The organism is Arenibacter troitsensis, assembly GCF_900177645.1.
GTDB lineage: Bacteria > Bacteroidota > Bacteroidia > Flavobacteriales > Flavobacteriaceae > Arenibacter > Arenibacter troitsensis.
Genome location: NZ_FXAO01000002.1, coordinates 236,361 through 255,340, shown reverse-complemented (window position 1 = coordinate 255,340; position 18,980 = coordinate 236,361). Strand labels below are relative to the sequence as shown.

The 18,980-nt window shown below is 40.4% G+C and carries 15 protein-coding genes; 4 read left to right on the top strand and 11 right to left on the bottom strand.

Annotated elements, in window-relative coordinates:
* Window positions 1-35: 35 nt before the first annotated feature.
* The 3 genes from B9Y87_RS05715 to msrA form a co-directional block, all read right to left on the bottom strand.
* The gene (locus tag B9Y87_RS05715) at window positions 36-1,364 is read right to left on the bottom strand and encodes a Gfo/Idh/MocA family oxidoreductase (protein ID WP_085497062.1); all 1,329 of its coding nucleotides are present in this window, start codon (window positions 1,362-1,364) and stop codon (window positions 36-38) included.
* Complete coding sequence (locus B9Y87_RS05710; RefSeq protein ID WP_085497060.1) at window positions 1,365-2,756, bottom strand: 3-keto-disaccharide hydrolase; 1,392 nt, start codon at window positions 2,754-2,756, stop codon at window positions 1,365-1,367.
* A 221-nt stretch (window positions 2,757-2,977) separates the two neighbouring features.
* A complete protein-coding gene (gene msrA, locus B9Y87_RS05705) occupies window positions 2,978-3,643 on the bottom strand; it encodes a peptide-methionine (S)-S-oxide reductase MsrA (RefSeq protein ID WP_085497058.1) in 666 nt (221 codons plus the stop codon).
* 572 nt (window positions 3,644-4,215) lie between these two features.
* Between msrA and B9Y87_RS05700 the strand changes: the two genes are divergently transcribed.
* From B9Y87_RS05700 to B9Y87_RS05685, 4 genes are all read left to right on the top strand, one after another.
* Window positions 4,216-4,452 (top strand): hypothetical protein, encoded by a 237-nt coding sequence (locus tag B9Y87_RS05700; RefSeq protein ID WP_085497056.1) that lies wholly within the window; start codon window positions 4,216-4,218, stop codon window positions 4,450-4,452.
* 631 nt (window positions 4,453-5,083) lie between these two features.
* Window positions 5,084-5,320: a hypothetical protein gene (locus B9Y87_RS05695; protein WP_085497055.1), complete on the top strand. Its 237-nt coding sequence runs from the start codon at window positions 5,084-5,086 to the stop codon at window positions 5,318-5,320.
* Between the two features lie 768 nt (window positions 5,321-6,088).
* Window positions 6,089-8,749, top strand: a complete 2,661-nt coding sequence (locus tag B9Y87_RS05690; RefSeq protein ID WP_085497053.1) for a PAS domain S-box protein — start codon at window positions 6,089-6,091, stop codon at window positions 8,747-8,749.
* A 7-nt stretch (window positions 8,750-8,756) separates the two neighbouring features.
* On the top strand, window positions 8,757-9,173 hold the full coding sequence (locus B9Y87_RS05685; protein ID WP_085497051.1) for a response regulator: 417 nt from the start codon (window positions 8,757-8,759) through the stop codon (window positions 9,171-9,173).
* A 39-nt stretch (window positions 9,174-9,212) separates the two neighbouring features.
* Here the strand turns inward: B9Y87_RS05685 and B9Y87_RS05680 are convergent, their stop codons facing one another.
* The 8 genes from B9Y87_RS05680 to B9Y87_RS05645 form a co-directional block, all read right to left on the bottom strand.
* Window positions 9,213-9,845, bottom strand: coding sequence for a hypothetical protein (locus B9Y87_RS05680; RefSeq protein ID WP_085497049.1), 633 nt, complete (start codon window positions 9,843-9,845; stop codon window positions 9,213-9,215).
* Window positions 9,846-10,083: 238 nt separating this feature from the next.
* Window positions 10,084-11,991 (bottom strand): acetate--CoA ligase, encoded by a 1,908-nt coding sequence (gene acs, locus B9Y87_RS05675; RefSeq protein ID WP_085497047.1) that lies wholly within the window; start codon window positions 11,989-11,991, stop codon window positions 10,084-10,086.
* Between the two features lie 197 nt (window positions 11,992-12,188).
* Window positions 12,189-13,886, bottom strand: coding sequence for a sodium:solute symporter family protein (locus B9Y87_RS05670; protein WP_085497045.1), 1,698 nt, complete (start codon window positions 13,884-13,886; stop codon window positions 12,189-12,191).
* Window positions 13,887-13,991: 105 nt separating this feature from the next.
* Window positions 13,992-14,252, bottom strand: coding sequence for a DUF4212 domain-containing protein (locus B9Y87_RS05665; RefSeq protein ID WP_085497043.1), 261 nt, complete (start codon window positions 14,250-14,252; stop codon window positions 13,992-13,994).
* A gap of 78 nt (window positions 14,253-14,330) precedes the next feature.
* Window positions 14,331-15,407, bottom strand: coding sequence for an anhydro-N-acetylmuramic acid kinase (locus tag B9Y87_RS05660; protein WP_085497041.1), 1,077 nt, complete (start codon window positions 15,405-15,407; stop codon window positions 14,331-14,333).
* 44 nt (window positions 15,408-15,451) lie between these two features.
* The gene (locus B9Y87_RS05655) at window positions 15,452-16,114 is read right to left on the bottom strand and encodes a class I SAM-dependent methyltransferase (protein WP_085497039.1); all 663 of its coding nucleotides are present in this window, start codon (window positions 16,112-16,114) and stop codon (window positions 15,452-15,454) included.
* A gap of 6 nt (window positions 16,115-16,120) precedes the next feature.
* The gene (locus B9Y87_RS05650; protein ID WP_085497037.1) at window positions 16,121-17,683 is read right to left on the bottom strand and encodes a glycoside hydrolase family 3 protein; all 1,563 of its coding nucleotides are present in this window, start codon (window positions 17,681-17,683) and stop codon (window positions 16,121-16,123) included.
* Entirely contained in the window at window positions 17,676-18,950 is a 1,275-nt protein-coding gene (locus tag B9Y87_RS05645; RefSeq protein ID WP_085497035.1) for an MFS transporter, read from the bottom strand. Before B9Y87_RS05645 ends, B9Y87_RS05650 begins: the two co-directional genes overlap by 8 nt.
* Between the last annotated feature and the right edge of the window lie 30 nt (window positions 18,951-18,980).

The window sequence follows — 18,980 nt, the reverse complement described above, 5'->3', positions numbered from 1 at the left end:
AAAATCCCCTTATTTAAATCATTTAAATCCAAGAATTATAATTTTGGCTCCCAGCCTTCTTGGTATTCCCTTTTCCAATAGGACATGGCCTCATCGTCATTTTTCACCTTTCCTGTGGTAGGGTTGATATGAATGGTTCTACCTACATCTTGGGCAATATTCCCTAAATGACATAGCATGGTAGAAATACTGGCATCATTTATGTCGGAATTCAGGGAAGTATCCTGACGGATGGCACTGAAGAAATTGTGGATGTGATTAACATCCAAGCCGCCCATACCCATAGTATTGGTGGTAGCGCTCTTTACCCCTTCTTCAACGCTTTTAATTAAACTGCCGTCCAGATTATAAAGGTTGTATTCATTTCTGCTCAAGGTTATCATACCCTTGCTTCCGTAGATGGTAGCCCCTCTACCAGGTTGCTCAGGTTTTATTAAACCTCTACTGTGTCCCGTCCAAGTAATGAATTTATCATTATCATATTTATAGGTTACCTGTTGGTTGTCCACGAACTCCCAATCATCCTTAAAGGTGTACTTACCACCAAAGGAAGTTACGCTATTGGGAAGGTCCACACCCAATGCCCAACGGCAAATATCAATTTCATGGGTACCATTGTTGTGAATTTCCCCTGTACCCCAGGTACGGAACCAATGCCAGTTGTATGGATGTACATTGTCCCTGTAGGATTCCCTAGGTGCCGGCCCTTGCCATAAATCCCAGTCCAATGTGTTGGGAACTTCTATTTTATTCCCAATACCGATAGAGCCCCTATTACTGGAGTAATAGGCCTCACCTTTGTAGACTTCTCCAATAATTCCTTCACGTATCTCTTTAACGGCCAAGGCGGAACTTTGGGAGGAACGCTGCTGGTTTCCCATTTGTACCTTTTTACCATATTTCTTTTGTGCCGCAACCAAGAGTTCATTCTCGTGCGGATTGTGGCTACACGGTTTTTCTACATAAACATGTTTGCCTGCTTGTAAGGCCATGATGGCCATAGGGGCATGCCAATGTTCCGGCGTTGCAATGAAAACGGCATCCACGTTCTTATCTTCCAAAATTTTCCTAAAGTCTTTTTCTACTTTTGGGATATAACCAATATTCTTTTTGCACCAAACATTGTGTTCCTCCAGAATTTTGTCGTCCACATCGCAACTATATAGCACCTTGGCATTAGGGTCTTTACTTATGGCAACGAAATGGGCCTTGGCCCTGCTTCTTACCCCAATTACCGCAACATTGATTTTGTCATTGGCTCCCAAAATATTACTGTATCCCATGTTTGGCAATACCAATCCTCCCAAGCTAAGGGCAGCACTGCCCACTGCCGTCTTTTTAATAAAGTCTCTTCTAGTTTTCATTTATTCGCTTTTGTTTATGCTTTTAATTTTGATGTTTTTGAAACTTACCAAATCTCCGTGATCTTGTAGAAGGATGTGTCCTTCGTCTCCCTCGCCAAAATTGGGCCATTTTACATACTTGCTCTCCGATACCAATTTTCGATAGTCATCACTTTTTCTTTCATATTCCAAAACTTTGGTTCCGTTCAACCAATGTTCCACATGATTGTTGACGGATTTGATGTGGGCGGTATTCCATTCCCCAATAGGATTGATGGGTTTGTTGGGGTCTGCCTGAATAAGGTCGTATAATGAAGCTACCGTCCTACTACCTTCATGATTGCCCAACTTGGCATCGGGGTGGCGAGCATCGTCCAGAATTTGATATTCCAGACCAATGGAAGAACCAGGACCTTTGTTAAGGTCGGTATTTACATAATACTTTATGCCACTGTTGGCACCTTCGGTAAGTTTAAAATCTACTTTTAATTCAAAATCGCCATAGAGGTCGGTAGTTACAATATCTCCACCAGCGGCAGATTCTTCTCCCCCAGAGGGTAGAACGGTAAGTATGCCGTCCTTAATTTCCCATCCGGTTTCCGGAAAACCGTCCAAACGGGCACCTCTCCATCCATTGGTAGTTTCACCGTCCCAAAGTAGTTTCCAGTTATCCTTTTCTTCGCCTACGGTAAGCTTGTTTTTGGTAACTATTGGTGTTAAAGGGGATTTTCTTGAATAGGTTTCCAAGTTGTCCGTAAGTATTTTTATGTTTTTCCAAACAATTGAGGTTCCTTCCTTTTTGTTCTTTCCTATGCTATGCACCTGTAGGGCAATAAAGCCACTTGCTGTCTTATCATCAATTAGATAGGCCGCTGGTACGTCATTGATCCATGTTTTAATGGTGTCGCCTATGGCCTCCACCCTGTAGTGATTCCAGTCATTTTGTTTGAATGCTTGCTGTGCCTTGGGGTTATTGTCCAATGTGTTTAACCAGCCCCTTCTAGCCTCGTCAAAGATACCGCCACTCCATGCCCTTTCTGAAGGGTCAATTTCTATTTGGTATCCATGTACCCTTCCATTTCTATAGGTTGGGATGCTATTACTTCTAATCTGAATTCCAGAGTTCATGGAGGAATCAACCTTATATTCCAATTCCAGGATAAAATCCCCATACATTTCATTGGTGGTCATGAAGGAGTTGGGAGTGTCGTGTACAGTAGTTCCAACGATTGTGCCATCAACGACTTCATATTTGGCTTCTCCACCTTTTTGGTTCCAACCGTTCAAGGTCTTTCCATCAAAAAGATGTACCCAAGGCGTGATGTCCTTTTCTTTACCTGCGCAACCTATTAATAAGGTAGCCAACATTATGGCACAGAATAGGGTGGAGGGAAGTTTTGCTCTTACTTTCATTTTTTTAAATCTTATTTTTATAATGTGAGCTTGAAAGGTATAAAAAAGTGATTAAACATTACCAAATTACACTAAAATTGGCCCAATTGTTATATTAAAATGACACCAAATAAAAAGCCGACACGCTTTATGCAGTCGGCCTAGTCGTAATTGTAAACTCTTCCCGTTGGGATAGATTTCAGTTTAAAGGAATTAACTTGTTACTGTATGAGGTGTATGCACTAATGTGACTGATTCTTTAATAATTCCGGAAATTTGGCTTGAAATCGTTTTAACCTAGGTACCGATACATTTCTAATATAGGAGTTGTTGGGATTGTTTTTTTCATAATCTTGGTGATAGTCTTCGGCATCATAAAAAACACTAAAAGGTTTTACTTCCGTTACTATAGGTGCTGAATAGACTTTTTTATTCTCCAGTTCGGAAATATAGTCGTTAATTATTTTCTTTTCGGATTCATTTTTATAGAAGGCTATAGACCTGTATTGGGCACCCTTGTCCGGCCCCTGCCTATTTAAGGTGGTGGGGTCATGTGATCCAAAAAACACCTTTACCAAGGTTTCAAAGGAAACGATCTTGGGATCGTAATAAACTTCAACAGCTTCGGCATGGGTGGTGCGGCCATAGCCTACTTGTTCATAGGTGGGATTTTTTTCCTTACCACCAGAATATCCGGAGACCACTTCCTTTACACCTTTTACACTTTCAAAAATAGCTTCCACACACCAAAAACAACCGCTGGCAAAATAGGCAGTTTCATATTGCTGTAGTTCTTGCGGGCTGACTTCGGCAATTATTTCATGCTTTTGTTCGGATTTGGTTTTGGATTGACAGCTCATGGCAGAAAGTCCTAAAATTGTTAATAAGGTAATGTTTAAAAGTCTCATAGATAAATTTCTTAGCGTTAATATGATCTATTTATTCAGTGGCACCAACATGACGGGAACCATAATAATAAGACAGCAAAAATCTTGCCTTATAAAGGTAAAACAGTTTTACCAAACATATCGATGATAAATACTTAATCCTTTAGTGTTTGTAATTCCAAAATACTTACGGATAAACTGCTTAAAAGTTTTAAAATATCATGTTATTATATGTTTTGAGCGGCATGGAAGGATTGACACGGTTAAAAGGTATACGTCTACAACTAAAACTGAGAGTATTGGAAGGGGCATTGGTGTTCAAATGGATACTGTTATTGCAAATAATTTATTTGTAAATATTTTACTACAATTTTTGATTGTAGGTGAATGGTTTTATTTAAAATCATGTAAGAATTATCGATTAAATACCATTAATATCGATTAGCGTTTTCTTGTACTGTTTTCACTTACCGAGCATTTTATACACTTTATCGGGAGATTTGTCAGATACCGAAAAATAAGGGGGTTTAAACGATTTGTGACCTATGCCAAGGTGCGTGTGCCGTTAAATTTACATAACAAAACAACGCATCATGAAAACACTTTTAACTTTAATTTTTGTTCTTTTTATCGGAGTAGCCGCACAAGCAAACAATGTTGGGCCGGAAGTAAAAGTTGAAACTGTTAGCATGAGTATCGTTACTACTACCCAAAATGAGGTTTTTGTTAAAAACGAAAACAAAGTAGCCCGTTTGTACATGTTCAAAAATTCTAGGATTAAAAAAGAATTGTCTTTCTCAACTAAATTGAACAAAGCTAAATTAGCTTAATCTTTAGGTCCACCAGAATCCATAAGGAAAGGAAATCTCCCCGAACTAAATTACAATCTATCCAACCAAACTTTAGTTGCCAACCATTATCTGATCAACAAAGTATTTGTAGAAGGTAATTATAAGTGATACTAGCAAATATTTAAGGCTGTTCAATATTGGATAGCTATACCCAGGTTGCTGTAAACCTTCAAACATTGATTTGTTTCGTCTATATAAATAAGTTTTGTAGTTCGCATCATTTGTTAATTGGTTGTTTTTAGGTATTGTCAAGTATATGAAGGCCGTGGACTGTGCACCAAAAATATCTTTAAATAGGAAGGATTGTTGAACATAGACAATTTATAGAATCGCTTTGCCCGAGAGTCTATTCACGGCACATCTATTTTAATAGGTTTTATACTACAAAAATTGAGTGAATATGGTTTTAGTGAACTAAAATACCGTAGGAATTACCGATTAAATACCATTAACATCGATTAGCGTTTCCTGGGTAGGTTTTCACTCACCGAGCATTTTCTACACTTTATCGGGAGATTTGTCAGATACCGAAAAATAAGGGGGTTTAAACGATTTGTGATCTATGTCAAGGTGCATGTGGCGTTAAATTTACATAACAAAACAACGCAACATGAAAACGCTTTTAACTTTAATTTTTGTTCTTTTTATCGGAGTATCTGCACAAGCAAACAACGTTGGGCAGGAAGTGAAAGTTGAAACTGTTACCATGAGTATCGTTACTGCTACCCAAAATGAGGTTTCTGTTAAAAACGAAAACAAAGTAGCTCGTTTGTACATGTTCAAAAATTCTAGGGTTAAAAAAGAATTGTCTTTCTCAACTAAATTGAACAAAGCTAAATTGGCTTAATCCGATCCCTTACAATTAAACACCATCTTGCTTTAAAATGGAAACCAATGACATTGGGAAGATTATTTTTTTTCCAATTTATGCCCTTTAGTAAATAGATGAAGGTTAGGATCGTTAAAGAGACCCCAAACCCGATAACCTCCTGGCGTTCCATGTTGGATAGTAGCCAAATAATAATTTTTACCGATAGTATCGGGACCAGATAGCATCCGGGTATCCTATAATTCGTTTTTGGTCCGTATCAACTTTTTTCTTCCCAACTTGATTACTGGGAGTGTTACTCCGATTAGCTTTATTTTTTAGGTTTTTATATTTTCCTTCATTGTTAGATTGGTTTAATAATGAGATTGGTTCAGCAATATAAGTATGGGTAAGACTAATGTATTGCTTTTAGTTTTACTCCATATTTGGGGTATAAAGGGTGTTTTAAAATATAGACCTTCATTTGACCCACTTTAAACAGTACTTACATATTTGTACTTTTTTGTGGAATTGGATTTAGAAAATCCTGTGCTTTTAAATAACCTCTTTATAGACCGTAATGCTAGTTATGGTTTGTTGACTTGTTATTATGTAGGAAAAATGTACTAATTTTAACATATGGACAAGAATTTTTGAATCGAGTATTTAAAATTTATGGTCAAACACCATTATCTGGGCCTTTTAATTGTTAGGGAATGTCATGGTTGATGCTGGAATATGAGGTTCATAGGCCGGTACCATAAATTATTAATTTAGGAATTTTCCACAAATCATAGGGAGTTAATTATGTCTGAAAAAGATACTGAAAAAAGGGAGCTGTATAACAAAATCTTTATAGAACAAGCACCCACTGCCATTGCAATGTTGGACAATGACATGAAATATATAGCCGTATCCCAACGCTGGATATCCGATTATAAAATGGAAGGCAAGGAAATAATAGGACAGTCGCATTATGACCTATTCCCTGAAATAGGTGAAGATTGGAAAGCCAACCACCAAAAATGCCTTAATGGGGCCATAGATATTTGTGAGGAAGCTCCATTTAAGCGTGCAGATGGAACAATACAATGGATCTATTGGGATGTGCGTCCTTGGTATGTTTCTGAAGGAAAGATAGGAGGTTTGCTAATGCATACAGGGGATATAACACCTCAGAAGTTAAAAGATAAGGAACAAGCCCGTATGATCGAAATATTGGATAAGACTAATGAAGTGGCCAGAATTGGTACTTGGGAAGTTATTTTTTCAACCAATAAAGTTTATTGGAGCAAGATGGTTTGTGAAATACATGAGGTGCCTGAAAATTATACACCTGAATTGGAAACCGCTATTAATTTTTATAAGGAAGGGGAAAGTCGTGAAACCATTCAGCAGGTGGTAGACAGGGCTATTTTAACAGGGCAGCCCTATGATGTTGAGGTAGAACTTGTAACCGCCAAGGGGGCTACTATTTGGACCCGCGCTATTGGAAATGCGGAATTTGTGGATGGGAAATGTGTTGGTCTTTTTGGGATTTTCCAAGATATTAATGAAAGAAAGCAGTCCGAACAGGCGTTGAGTAAGGCCAATGCTGAATTAAAGGCCATATTCAATTCCAAGACCATAGCCATAATTACTACCAACGATAAAGGAATTATAAATAGTTTTAATCATGGGGCCGAGAATTTATTGGGTTATTCGGCTTCGGAAATTGTAGGTTCAAAAGCACCAGGAATCTACACGAATAAGGAGGAGGTGAAAAGGTTTTTGTTGGATATGTCCCAGAAATATGGAAAAGACCCCGATGTTTTTAATCCTATGAAGGAATTGGCGGAAAAAAATGAATTTGATGTTAGGGAATGGAATTATAGAAAGAAAGATGGTGCTAATATAACAGTCCAAGCCACTTTATCTGCTGTCAAAAATGATGATGGGGAATTGATCGGGTTTTTAAATGTTGCTACGGATATAACGGAAAGAAAGAAGGCAGAGAACGAGTTGTTGCGGAGGAATCAAGTCCTAAATTTAGCAGAGCGTCTAACAATGATAGGCAACTGGCAATGGAATACCATTAGCAATGAGGTTAGATGGTCCAATAATCTCTACAAGATCTTTGGTGTGGATGAAGAATTACAGGAATTGACCTACAACACCTATTTTTCCTATGTACACCCCGAAGACCGAGAACTCGTAACCAATCATGTAACATTGGCTCTTGAGAATAAAAAATTCCCTGATTTAATGCATCGAATTCAATTAAGGGATGGGAAGGTTAAGAATATTCATCTGTTGGCAGAAGTTATGACCAATGAGGCAGGGGAGGTAACAGAGTTGGTAGGTTCCTGCCAGGACGTGACGGAACAGCGCATGGAAGAGATTAAATTTAGGGGATTGTTGGAATCGGCTCCTGATGCCATGGTGATCGTCAATGAAGCGGGGGAAATTCATATGATCAACAAGCAGGCTGAAAAGTTGTTCGGGTATACTGCCCAGGAATTGATAGGTAATTCTGTGGAAATCCTTATTCCTGAAGTTTTTAATAAGAAACACCCCAACCATCGGTCTAGTTTCTTCGCCAATCCCAAAACCCGGGATATGGGAGAGGGAAAGGAATTAATTGGAATCAATAAAAAAGGAAAGTTAATCCCTATACAAATAAGTTTAAGCCCACTAAAAACGCAAGAAGGTGTTTTGGTATCCGCTGCGATAAGGGATATTACCTTCCAAAAAATAGCAGAGGGGAAAATATTGAAAGCCAAGGAGGAGTTAGAGGTCTTTGCCAATAAATTGGTTGTCAAAAATACGAAATTGGCAGATTTTACTCAGATTACCTCCCATAATTTAAGAGCTCCCGTAAGCAATCTCAATGCACTTTTAGGTTTTTATAAACTTGCCCAAAGTGAGGAGGAGCGATTGGATCTGTTCCAAAAATTGGAAAATGTTGTACAACATCTTACGTTAACGCTCAATACCTTGGTGGAGGCTTTAAACATTAGGAAGGAAAATAATTCGGATAAGCTAGAGAAAATTGAATTTAAAGCGGTAATGGTTAAAACCCAGGAAATACTTTCTGGCGAAATTATGAGAACCGGAGCGGTAATTAAAAGCGATTTTTCAAAATTGCCTTATATTACTTACAATATTATTTATTTAGAAAGTATTTTTCTTAACTTAGTTGGAAATGCCCTAAAATACAGGAGCGCGGATAGAGTACCTGAAATATTTGTTACAACCGGTATTGAAAATGGTAAAAAATTCTTGAAGGTCACTGATAACGGGCAAGGAATAAATTTAAAAAGGCATGGCCACAAATTGTTTGGTTTGAACAAGGTATTTCACCGGCATCCCGATGCCAGGGGAATTGGTTTGTTCATGACCAAAACGCAAGTAGAAGCTCATGGTGGGTCTATTTCGGCTGAAAGTGAAGTAAATGTGGGTACCACCTTTAATATTAATTTTAATTAGATAGTAAATGAGTAGTTCTTTAAATGTTTGTATTGTTGACGACGACGATATCTATCAATTTACCATGGTCAGGACCATGAAGTCACTTAATTTGACCGATAATATTATGGTATTTTCGGATGGTGAAGAAGCTTTGGATTTTATGTTGGATAATCTACACAATGATAAGGAGCTTCCGGATGTGATTTTTTTGGATATAGATATGCCTATCATGGACGGATTTCAATTCATGGAGGAATATGTAAAGATAAAGCCAAAGCTGGGAAAGAAAATAACGATATACATGGTCTCCTCATCGGTAGACCCTGTGGATATTGATAGGGCAAAAAAAATAAGCGAAATCACCGATTATATTGTGAAGCCAATTACCCACGATCAGTTAACGACAATTATTCAGGAATTGGACAGTAGGGGAGGTTTGTAGTACAATTAGGCTAATCGCAGGCAATAAGTAAGATCTTCTTCAAATGGAAGTAGGTTTGAGCATTTGGGTAATTATCTTTTCAATAAGTTGATAGGATTCCTCCATTACAATGGGATGATCGGTGGCAGGTGTAAAATACTGCCATTCAGTTTCTTTGTGGTCCTTATTGTAATTAGGGAAAACATATTGTTCGTTCCCCATAAATTTTAAGGTTGTTGCACCAAGTAAAGAAAGGGCTTGCCTGTTCCTGTATTCTTTCGGCTCGTTTTGTGGAGCATCTAGAGATCGATGTGCTGTGTTTTTTCTGCGAAATATATAAAGCTCATCCAGTTTAGGCAATATGGCTTTGGGTTCCGAATTGTATTTTTTAGTGAAATCCGATTTTGTAAAAGCATATAGTTGGCCTAATCTATTGAGATAGGCAACGGCCTCGTGTTTTTGGTTGATATTAGTTGCACCTTTTCCATGTTCAATAAAATTGTTGAAATGGTAATCCAGTGCCTCCATCATGTCTATTGCCCCTATTATGTTTAGGGCGCCTTCCTTTGACACCAAACCATTTTTATTTCTGCTTACCAAAGCAAAAGCCCTATGGGAAATAGGCTGAATATTTTGAAGGGCCATTCCGGGGCAAGGGTCTTTAATGGTCCATTCTTCAAATTTTTGTGGCATTTCGGTCAGTTTTAATTAGAACAGTAGTTTAAGAATGGCAAAGCAATTTGTGATACTATCTAAATAGGGGATAGGGGCCTATTGGAGCAACCCGCATTAGTGATTGCAGCGGCATCCTTTTTTAGGCCAATGGGAAAGTATTACAAACGGCTATGATCTTCTGGGTCTAAAAAAGATATAGTGGAAAGCACGGCCACTTTATGACTTTCTATAAAGTGGCAATGCCCCTCAGAATAAATTAAAGTACGTTGTCCTTAATTTCTTCCACTACCTCAGGATTTAGCAGTGTACTGGTATCTCCTAAATTGTTCATGTCCCTGCTGGCAATCTTGCGCAGGATACGCCTCATGATCTTGCCGGAACGGGTCTTTGGCAGGCCAGAGGTAAACTGTATCTTATCCAGTTTGGCTATTGGGCCAATGTGCTCTGTGATGATCTGGTTAATTTCGTTCCTTAGATTATCGTGGTTACGGGATTCCCCGGTTTCCTTAAGGATTACATAGCCGTAAAGTGCATTTCCCTTAATGTCATGCGGAAAGCCTACTATGGCCGATTCTGCCACTGCAGGGTGTTCGTTGATGGCATCCTCTATTGGAGCCGTACCCAAGTTGTGGCCAGACACTATGATTACGTCATCTACCCGACCTGTAATCCTATAGTATCCCACTTCGTCCCTCAGGGCACCGTCCCCGGAAAAGTATTTGTTGGGAAAGGCCGAGAAATAGGTGTCCTTATATCTGGCATGATCGCCCCAAATGGTCCTTGCCATTCCTGGCCATGGAAATTTTATACATAGTCTACCTTCTACTTGGTTGCCCTTTAGTTCCTTGCCCTGTTCGTCCATCAACGCCGGTTGTATCCCTATAAAGGGTAGGGTGGCATAGGTAGGTTTGGTAGGCGTTACATAAGGAATGGGCGTTATCATAATGCCTCCTGTTTCTGTTTGCCACCACGTATCAACAATGGGACTATTCTTTTTTCCAATAACGTCATTGTACCAGTGCCAAGCCTCTTCATTGATGGGTTCACCAACTGAGCCCAATACTTTTAGCGAGGATAGGTCATGTTTTTCGGCAAATGCTATATTCTGCTTTGCGAGGGCACGGATAGCGGTAGGAGCGGTATAAAACTGGTTTACTTTGTGTTTTTCCACGATTTCCCAAAACCTTCCAAAATCAGGGTAGCTGGGTACCCCTTCGAACATTAGGGTGGTGGCGCCATTGGCCAAGGGTCCGTATACAATATAACTGTGCCCGGTTACCCAGCCTATATCCGCAGTACACCAATAGACATCGTTTTCTGTATATTGAAAGACATTTTTAAAGGTATAGGCGGTATACACCAAATAGCCTGCCGTGGTATGCACCATCCCCTTGGGTTTACCGGTAGAACCGGAGGTATACAAAATGAACAAGGGATCCTCTGCGTTCATTATTTCCGGTACACAATCCAGGTAAGCACTTTCAAGAAGAGGTTGTAACCACTTGTCTCGCCCTTCCTTCATATTTATTTTTGCATTGGTACGTTTTACGACCAACACTGTTTTAACACCTGGGCAATCTTCTAAACTTTCGTCCACAATTCCTTTTAGGTCAATGGATTTGGCACCTCTATAGGATCCGTCGGACGTTATTAATAATTTACAATCACTGTCATTGATACGGGTAGCCAAGGCAGTGGATGAAAATCCTGCAAACACCACGGAATGTATGGCCCCTATCCTGGCACAGGCCAAGAGGGCAATGGACAATTCCGGGATCATGGGAAGGTAGATACAAACACGATCCCCCTTTTTAACTCCTTGATCCTTTAAAACATTGGCCAATTGGCACACTCGCTCGTGCAGCTGACGGTAGGTAATATGCTGGGCTTCCTCTTCCGGGTTATTGGGCTCAAAAATAATGGCCGTTTTTTCTCCTCTGGCAAGTAGGTGCCTATCTATACAGTTCTCGGTAATATTTAATTGTGCCCCTTCGAACCATTTTATTTCAGGTTTTTCGAAATCCCAACTTAAAACGTTATCCCATTTTTTTCTCCATAAAAAATGCTCTTCAGCTACTTCTCCCCAGAAATTTTCTGGTTCGCGAACCGATTTTCGATAAACCTGATAGTACTCTTCTAAATGCTTAATGTGATAATTGCTCATCGTGTTTTTAAAATTTCTATAAATTTATATAAATCATCCATAAAAGGAAGGTTTCCTAATATGAATTTAATATTGAAATGCCAATTTTATGAGAATGTGTTAAACCTTCGTAAGAAGGTTGGTGGTTTGTTCTTATAGAGGAGCTAAGTAGCCATTCGTTTTTTCCAAACCACCAATCTTAATATTGGACTATTGGATTAGTGGTCTACAGCCTCTCCTGCACCACTGGGAATCCTAATGTTTTCCACAATTTCCTGTACCTCCTGCGGTGGTTCTGGTGTAAATCTGTTGATGACCAAGGCGACCATAAAATTGACGATCATGGCCACGGTTCCGAAGCCTTCCGGTGATATGCCAAACCACCATTCTGACTTATCCGGAATTTCGCCCAGCCAACCCAACTTGAACTTTGCCATGTAGAACAGCATTAGACTTATCCCAACTACCATACCGCCAATGGCGCCTTCCTTGTTCATTTTCTTATAAAAAATGCCCAGTACAATGGCGGGAAAGAACGAAGCTGCTGCAAGTCCAAAGGCAAGGGCAACCACCGCAGCCACAAATCCTGGCGGGTGAATTCCAAAATACCCTGCAATTACAACGGCTACCGTTGCTGCTCCCCTTGCTGCCCATAACTCCCCTTTTTCGGAGATATTGGGTTTAAAAACTTTCTTGATGAGGTCATGGGAAACAGAGGCCGAGATGACCAATAGCAATCCAGCAGCCGTACTTAGTGCAGCTGCCAATCCTCCTGCGGCCACAAGGGCAATTACCCAAGCTGGAAGGTTGGCAATTTCCGGATTGGCCAAGACCATAATATCGTTATCTACGATTAACTCGTTTTTATCCTTATCGGCTACATATTGAATGATTCCATCTTTATTTTTGTCGTCGAAGGTCAATAACCCGGTTTCCTCCCAGTTTTTAAACCAAACGGGCATTTGGCTGTATTTTTCGTTGCTTACGGTATCGATCAAGTTCATTTTTGCAAAAACGGAAACAGCCGGAGCGGTAGTGTATAGTATGGCTATAAGCAACAAGGCCAGTCCGGCCGATTTCCTTGCGTCCTTGACTCTTTTTACGGTAAAGAACCTTACGATGACATGGGGTAGTCCAGCCGTACCTACCATAAGGGCCAAGGTAATGGCAAAGACGTCTATGACAGATTTGGTGCCATCCGTATACTCGGCAAAACCCAGCTCCGTGGAGAGTCCGTTTAACCGGTCCATTAAAAAGGTCCCCGATCCATCATTAAGGGTAGAGCCCATTCCCAATTGAGGTATGGGGTTGCCTGTCATTTGAAAGGAAATAAATATGGCAGGGACCATAAAGGCGAATATCAGTACACAATATTGGGCCACCTGTGTATAGGTAATTCCTTTCATACCGCCCAGAACGGCATAAAAGAGTACTATGACCATTCCAATGATCACTCCTGTATTGATATCTACTTGTAAAAACCGGGAGAAGACTACGCCAACACCTCGCATTTGTCCGGCCACGTAAGTAAAGGAAACAATCAATGCGCAGAACACGGCCACCATACGGGCCGTATTGGAATAATAACGGTCCCCTATAAAATCGGGTACCGTAAATTTTCCAAATTTTCTTAAATAGGGGGCAAGGAGCAGCGCCAAGAGCACATAGCCACCCGTCCAGCCCATTAGGTAAACGGAACCATCATAACCTGCAAAGGCAATAATTCCGGCCATGGAGATAAAGGAGGCGGCGGACATCCAGTCGGCCGCAGTGGCCATTCCGTTAGCCAAGGGGGACACCCCTCCTCCGGCCACATAAAACTCTTTTGTTGATCCTGCCCTAGACCAAATAGCTATTCCTATATACAGGGCAAAGGTGATTCCTACAAGAAGGTACGTCCAGACTTGAACACTCATATTTTAATTTTTTTGGTTGATATTTTGGATTGTGTTTTGGCCAATTGGGTGGTAAGTCCAATGGCATTTCGGTATTTGTGATCGGAAATGGAAAATTCGAAGCGGCTATTCGTTGTAACCATATTTTTTGTCCAACTTGTTCATAAGGCGTACATACACGAATATTAGGATCACGAAAACGTAGATCGACCCTTGTTGTGCAAACCAAAAGCCCAGTTTAAAACCGCCAATTTTTATAGTGTTCAGGGCATCCTTAAATAATATCCCGGCCCCGAATGAAACGGCAAACCATATGGATAACAGAATAAATAAATAGCGCACATTTTCCTTCCAATAGGCGGTTGCCTTTTTTTGTTTATCGCTCATTATATCTTTGGTTTTGTAAAGAGGTAATATTTAAGTAACCAAGATAAGGTTTTGATTTAATATACCAAACGATATGTTTTAAGCAGGCAAATAAACAACACCACCAAATGAGTCCTTTTTGGCCCCTGTTACAGAGCTAAGGCAATTAATTCTCTGTTCCTCCCGCAAAACCCCCATGAGTGCAAATACAAGGGCCTCTTTAAATTCGATCAGGGTTGTTGAGGGAGAAACCACTTTAGTTTCCGTTCCTAGTTTTTCCTGTAAACAATCCATTAAGAAAGTGTTTAGGGCACCACCTCCGGTAACAAAAAGACTCTTATTTGTTTTATTCTTTTGAGCTGATACCTGAAGGGATATCTGATCACAAATATGATGAACGGCAGTATGTAGTAGATTTTCAATACTGTCCTTGGTGCTCTCAACAATGGGAACCACTTTCTCTACGAACCATTCAAATCCAATTGATTTTGGAAAGGGCAGTTTATAGAATTCGAGGTCGTTGAGTTGGTCCAACATGCCCCGATTTAGCTTTCCGGTCCTTGCCAAAGCACCTCCTTTGTCATAATCCAGGTCTATTTTTTTGGTAATATGGTTGAGGATCATATTGGCCAAGCCTATGTCATAAGCCAGTCTTTTACCATTTTGTTCGAAGGAAATGTTGCTTATTCCACCAAGATTTAGGCAATAATCGTACTGACCAAAAAACAGTTGATCCCCAATGGGCACCAAAGGAGCTCCTTGTCCGCCCAGGGCTACATCGTTGGTACGGAAATCGCAGATTACCTTGGTGGCACTTTCGTTGGCCAGGTGTTGACCGGAACCTATTTGAAAGGTAAGTCCGTTTTGGGGCTGGTGATGGGTTGTATGACCATGACTGGCAATAAAATCGACTTCCAGGGTATGGGCTTTGATAAAATCCTTGGTTTGTAGCCCAAGCCAGCTGCCATAGGTATTATGGAATTGAAGCAGTTGGTCGGCCGGAAGGTAAATGGAGTTCTTAAGTTTAGCCTGCAATTCTTCACTATAGGAAATACTGCGCGTTTGTTTAATCTCGAAATCCCATCCACTGGTGGTTTCCCATATATGGCAGTAAGCAAGGTCCAATCCGTCCAAGGAGGTTCCCGACATTAGCCCGATGACTTTATATGTTTTCATTTTTTATTATTGATGTTGTTATGGTTCATAAGGAGGACCAGGTATTATTCGGACAAAATAAAAATTACCGAAATGGGTTTATGATCATCATTGGTCACTTCCTGTAATTGGTGTAATTGAAGTCCGGCTTTTTTAAATACGGATATCCATGATTCAAAAGTACGGGCGTACCAAGAGTGGCCGTCCGTGAAATTGCCGGGAAGTCCTTTCCAGGAATCGTTGATCCATTGACTTTTGTATCCCAAATCATTTTGCAATAGGAAAAAGGGATGAAGGGTCTGTATAGCGATGTATCCATTTTCCGATAGTGATTTTTTTACTTGCTTTAGAAGTTGGCCGAGCCCTTCCCTTTGATAAAGACAAAAGTTGAAAACAGCTGCATCAAAGGGTGCTTCCGGGATGGGTTTTTCCAATATTATATCTTCGTAGGACATTTGATAAAAGGTGCCATCGCCTTTGATTTTAGCATTTTCCAATAATTCGGGAATGGCATCCAGTCCCACCACAGATTTGCCCATGGCGCCAAGACTTCTAGTTAGCCATCCCTCCCCGCAGCCAACATCCAAAATTTTGATGGCAGGAGAATTGCCAATGAGATCCAATATGGCATTATTGGTGAATTTTCTGGATTCAATATCCGCATTGTCAATTACTCTGATCCATTCAAGGGCATTTTTGTTCCAAGATTTGATAATGTTGTTCTCCATTGTCTTTCAGGGTTCAATTAGATTAATGGTAACAGGCAATGTTCCTTTAGCTATAATTTCGCCCTTAAAATGGGCCAGGGCAATGTCTTGAAACTCTTTAAAATTTTGATATCCCAATACCACTGCTTTGGCCGCTTTATAATTAATAAGGTTGAGTGTATACGGGTTTCCAAACACATATAGAACAACCTTCTTTGTTTTTAGCAATTTCCGCAGCAACTCCAGTTCTTCGGTTTTGAGGTCAAAATTGTTCTGGGGTTTTACTTTTGGTGGGTAAAGGGCTATTAAGACATTATCCTCATTTTTTGGTCCCTTATCGGCAATCCCCGAGATGACTTCCACAAAGGTTTTGTTTGAAGCTTCCCCTAAGGAAAGGCAACTAAAGCCTTCTCTTATAAAATCGCCAACATTACTATCGTTCCCCGTCAATAAAGTTAGACTTTCAGCAGCTAGCTGTTTGTTTAGGGCAGAGGTTTCTTGTTGGTCCTTCGCTGATGGGGAAAGGTAGCTAAAGGCTTGTTCCTTAAGTTTCCATACGCGATTAAAACGTTCTTCTATATCCTTAGGATCCGCATTATCCATGATTTTCTGAATGCCTTCCTCCGTGTTCTCTGCAAAACAAAGGATATCGTTGCCTGCATCAAAAGCACGCCATTCCAGTTCCCCTTTTTGGGAGAACATTTTGCTTACGCTATGCATGTTCAAGGCGTCGGATATCACCACGCCATTAAAATTTAATTCTTGGCGAAGGAGGCCTTTAATGATGGGGCTCGATATCGTTGCTGGAGTACCCTCACCGTTATCCAAAGTGGGTATGGATAAATGACCTACCATAACGCTATCCACCCCATTTTTAATGGTTTCCCTAAAGGGATAAAGTTCGTTTGCCATAAGGGCTTCCTTAGATTTTTTAATGATTGGAAGGCCAAGATGGGAATCCGTAGCCGTATCCCCATGGCCAGGAAAGTGTTTGATGCAGCTTAAAACACCGACACTCTGGGTACCCTTGATAAAGGATATGGCCTTTTGGGCGACATTCAGTTTGTCTTCCCCAAATGATCTATAGCCAATTACCGGATTATTGGGGTTGTTATTAATATCCACAACCGGTGCCAAATTCCAATGAATTCCCGCTTTTCTGCAATCCAAAGCTATTTGTTGTCCTACCTTGAATATTAAATCCTCATTGTTTTGTATGGCCCCTAGGGTGATCGCATATGGATATTGTGGGGTATTTTCAATCCGCATGGCCAATCCCCATTCGGCATCAATACTTATTAGGAGTGGATATTTTGCCGCATTTTGGTATCGACGGATAAGGTTTTTTAGCGTTGTTAAACTTTGTTCATTATAAACAATCTTCTTTTTTCCTTCAAAATTGGTCGCGGCGCTGGCCCTACTGTGAAAGAAACAGAGGCCGCCTATATGGTATTTACCAATGAGTTTTTCCAATCCTTGGATTTCTTCCTCGGTATCATTGATGAAGGCTGCGGGCATAAACAATTGACCAACTTTTTCTTTTAAGGCAAGCTGGGTAGTGGCGATATTATAGGGTGTAATTTTAAACATCTTCGGTATTGGTTTTTTTACCGTAATCGGCGGGATACTTAATATATTTTAAAAGGAAGAGGGCGGGAAGGGCAGCAATGACCACCCAAACGAAAAACCCACCATATCCAAGCCATTCCTGTATATAGCCACTTGCCATTCCCGGTAGCATCATACCTAAGGCCATAAATCCGGTGGCGATGGCATAGTGCGAGGTTTTTGAGATTCCCTCGGCAATATAGATCAAGAAGATGAGAAAAGCCGCAAAACCAAAGCCATAGCCAAACTGTTCCAAAACCACTGTTGCCACAACGGCAACTATGCTAGTAGTTTTGGTCAAGGCCAAAATAGCGTACATGGCGTTGGGTACATTTAGGGCCAAGACCATGGGCAGCATCCATTTTTTTAATCCATCCTTGGAAATAAGGATGCCACCAAGTATTCCTCCCAGCGATAACATAATTACTCCCACCGTACCGTAAATGGTTCCTACTGCTTCGGTGGAATATTCCAATCCGCCCGCAGAGGTTTTGTCCAACAAAAAGGGAGCGGCCATTTTTACCAACTGGGATTCCCCTAGGCGATAACTTAAAATAAAGGCCAGGGCAATTCCAATATTGGGCTTCTTAAAAAAGGAAATAAATACGTCCATAAACCCCTCGGGTTTTACTTGAACAATGGCTTCGGAAGTTTCGTATTTTGGCGTCACAAAAAAGTTGGCGATGGTCAAGGCCAACATTAAAATGGCAGCGGCGATCATGGTAACGGACCATGCCTTTGTGTTGTCTCCATAATAGTTTTCCAGGAATCCTGCGAGGATAACAATGAGTCCTTGACCGGTAATCATGGCCAGGCGATAGAAGGTACTTCGCATGCCTACAAAGAAGGCCTGTTTTTTTTCCGTCAGGCCCAACATGTAATATCCGTCCGATGCTATATCGTTGGTTGCAGAAGCAAAAGCTGCCATCCAAAAACAAGCCAAAGAAGTGGTGAAAAATATAGATGTCGGCACGGTTAAACCCACTCCCAAGATGGCAAGTGAAATTATTAGCTGCATGCTCAAAAACCATTTTCGTTTGGTGCCATTGAGGTCTACAAACGGACTCCATAAGGGTTTTAAGACCCATGGAAGGTATAACCAGCTCGTGTATAAACCGATATCTGAATTACTGATACCCAGTTTTTTATACATTATTACCGAAACTGTTACTACAAGTACGTATGGAATGCCTTGTGTAAAGTATAAAACAGGAACCCATGCCCATGCCCACTTGTCTTTTTGAATCATTTTATCGGATTTTTATTTCTAAAATTGATT

Coding starts and splice junctions, on each gene's coding strand:
- B9Y87_RS05700 (WP_085497056.1), top strand. CDS start 4,216: ATGAAAACACTTTTAACTTTAATTTTTGTTCTTTTTATCGGAGTAGCC.
- B9Y87_RS05645 (WP_085497035.1), bottom strand. CDS start 18,950: ATGATTCAAAAAGACAAGTGGGCATGGGCATGGGTTCCTGTTTTATAC.
- B9Y87_RS05655 (WP_085497039.1), bottom strand. CDS start 16,114: ATGGAGAACAACATTATCAAATCTTGGAACAAAAATGCCCTTGAATGG.
- B9Y87_RS05665 (WP_085497043.1), bottom strand. CDS start 14,252: ATGAGCGATAAACAAAAAAAGGCAACCGCCTATTGGAAGGAAAATGTG.
- B9Y87_RS05670 (WP_085497045.1), bottom strand. CDS start 13,886: ATGAGTGTTCAAGTCTGGACGTACCTTCTTGTAGGAATCACCTTTGCC.
- B9Y87_RS05685 (WP_085497051.1), top strand. CDS start 8,757: ATGAGTAGTTCTTTAAATGTTTGTATTGTTGACGACGACGATATCTAT.
- B9Y87_RS05710 (WP_085497060.1), bottom strand. CDS start 2,756: ATGAAAGTAAGAGCAAAACTTCCCTCCACCCTATTCTGTGCCATAATG.
- B9Y87_RS05660 (WP_085497041.1), bottom strand. CDS start 15,407: ATGAAAACATATAAAGTCATCGGGCTAATGTCGGGAACCTCCTTGGAC.
- B9Y87_RS05690 (WP_085497053.1), top strand. CDS start 6,089: ATGTCTGAAAAAGATACTGAAAAAAGGGAGCTGTATAACAAAATCTTT.
- acs (WP_085497047.1), bottom strand. CDS start 11,991: ATGAGCAATTATCACATTAAGCATTTAGAAGAGTACTATCAGGTTTAT.
- B9Y87_RS05695 (WP_085497055.1), top strand. CDS start 5,084: ATGAAAACGCTTTTAACTTTAATTTTTGTTCTTTTTATCGGAGTATCT.
- B9Y87_RS05680 (WP_085497049.1), bottom strand. CDS start 9,845: ATGCCACAAAAATTTGAAGAATGGACCATTAAAGACCCTTGCCCCGGA.
- B9Y87_RS05650 (WP_085497037.1), bottom strand. CDS start 17,683: ATGTTTAAAATTACACCCTATAATATCGCCACTACCCAGCTTGCCTTA.
- msrA (WP_085497058.1), bottom strand. CDS start 3,643: ATGAGACTTTTAAACATTACCTTATTAACAATTTTAGGACTTTCTGCC.
- B9Y87_RS05715 (WP_085497062.1), bottom strand. CDS start 1,364: ATGAAAACTAGAAGAGACTTTATTAAAAAGACGGCAGTGGGCAGTGCT.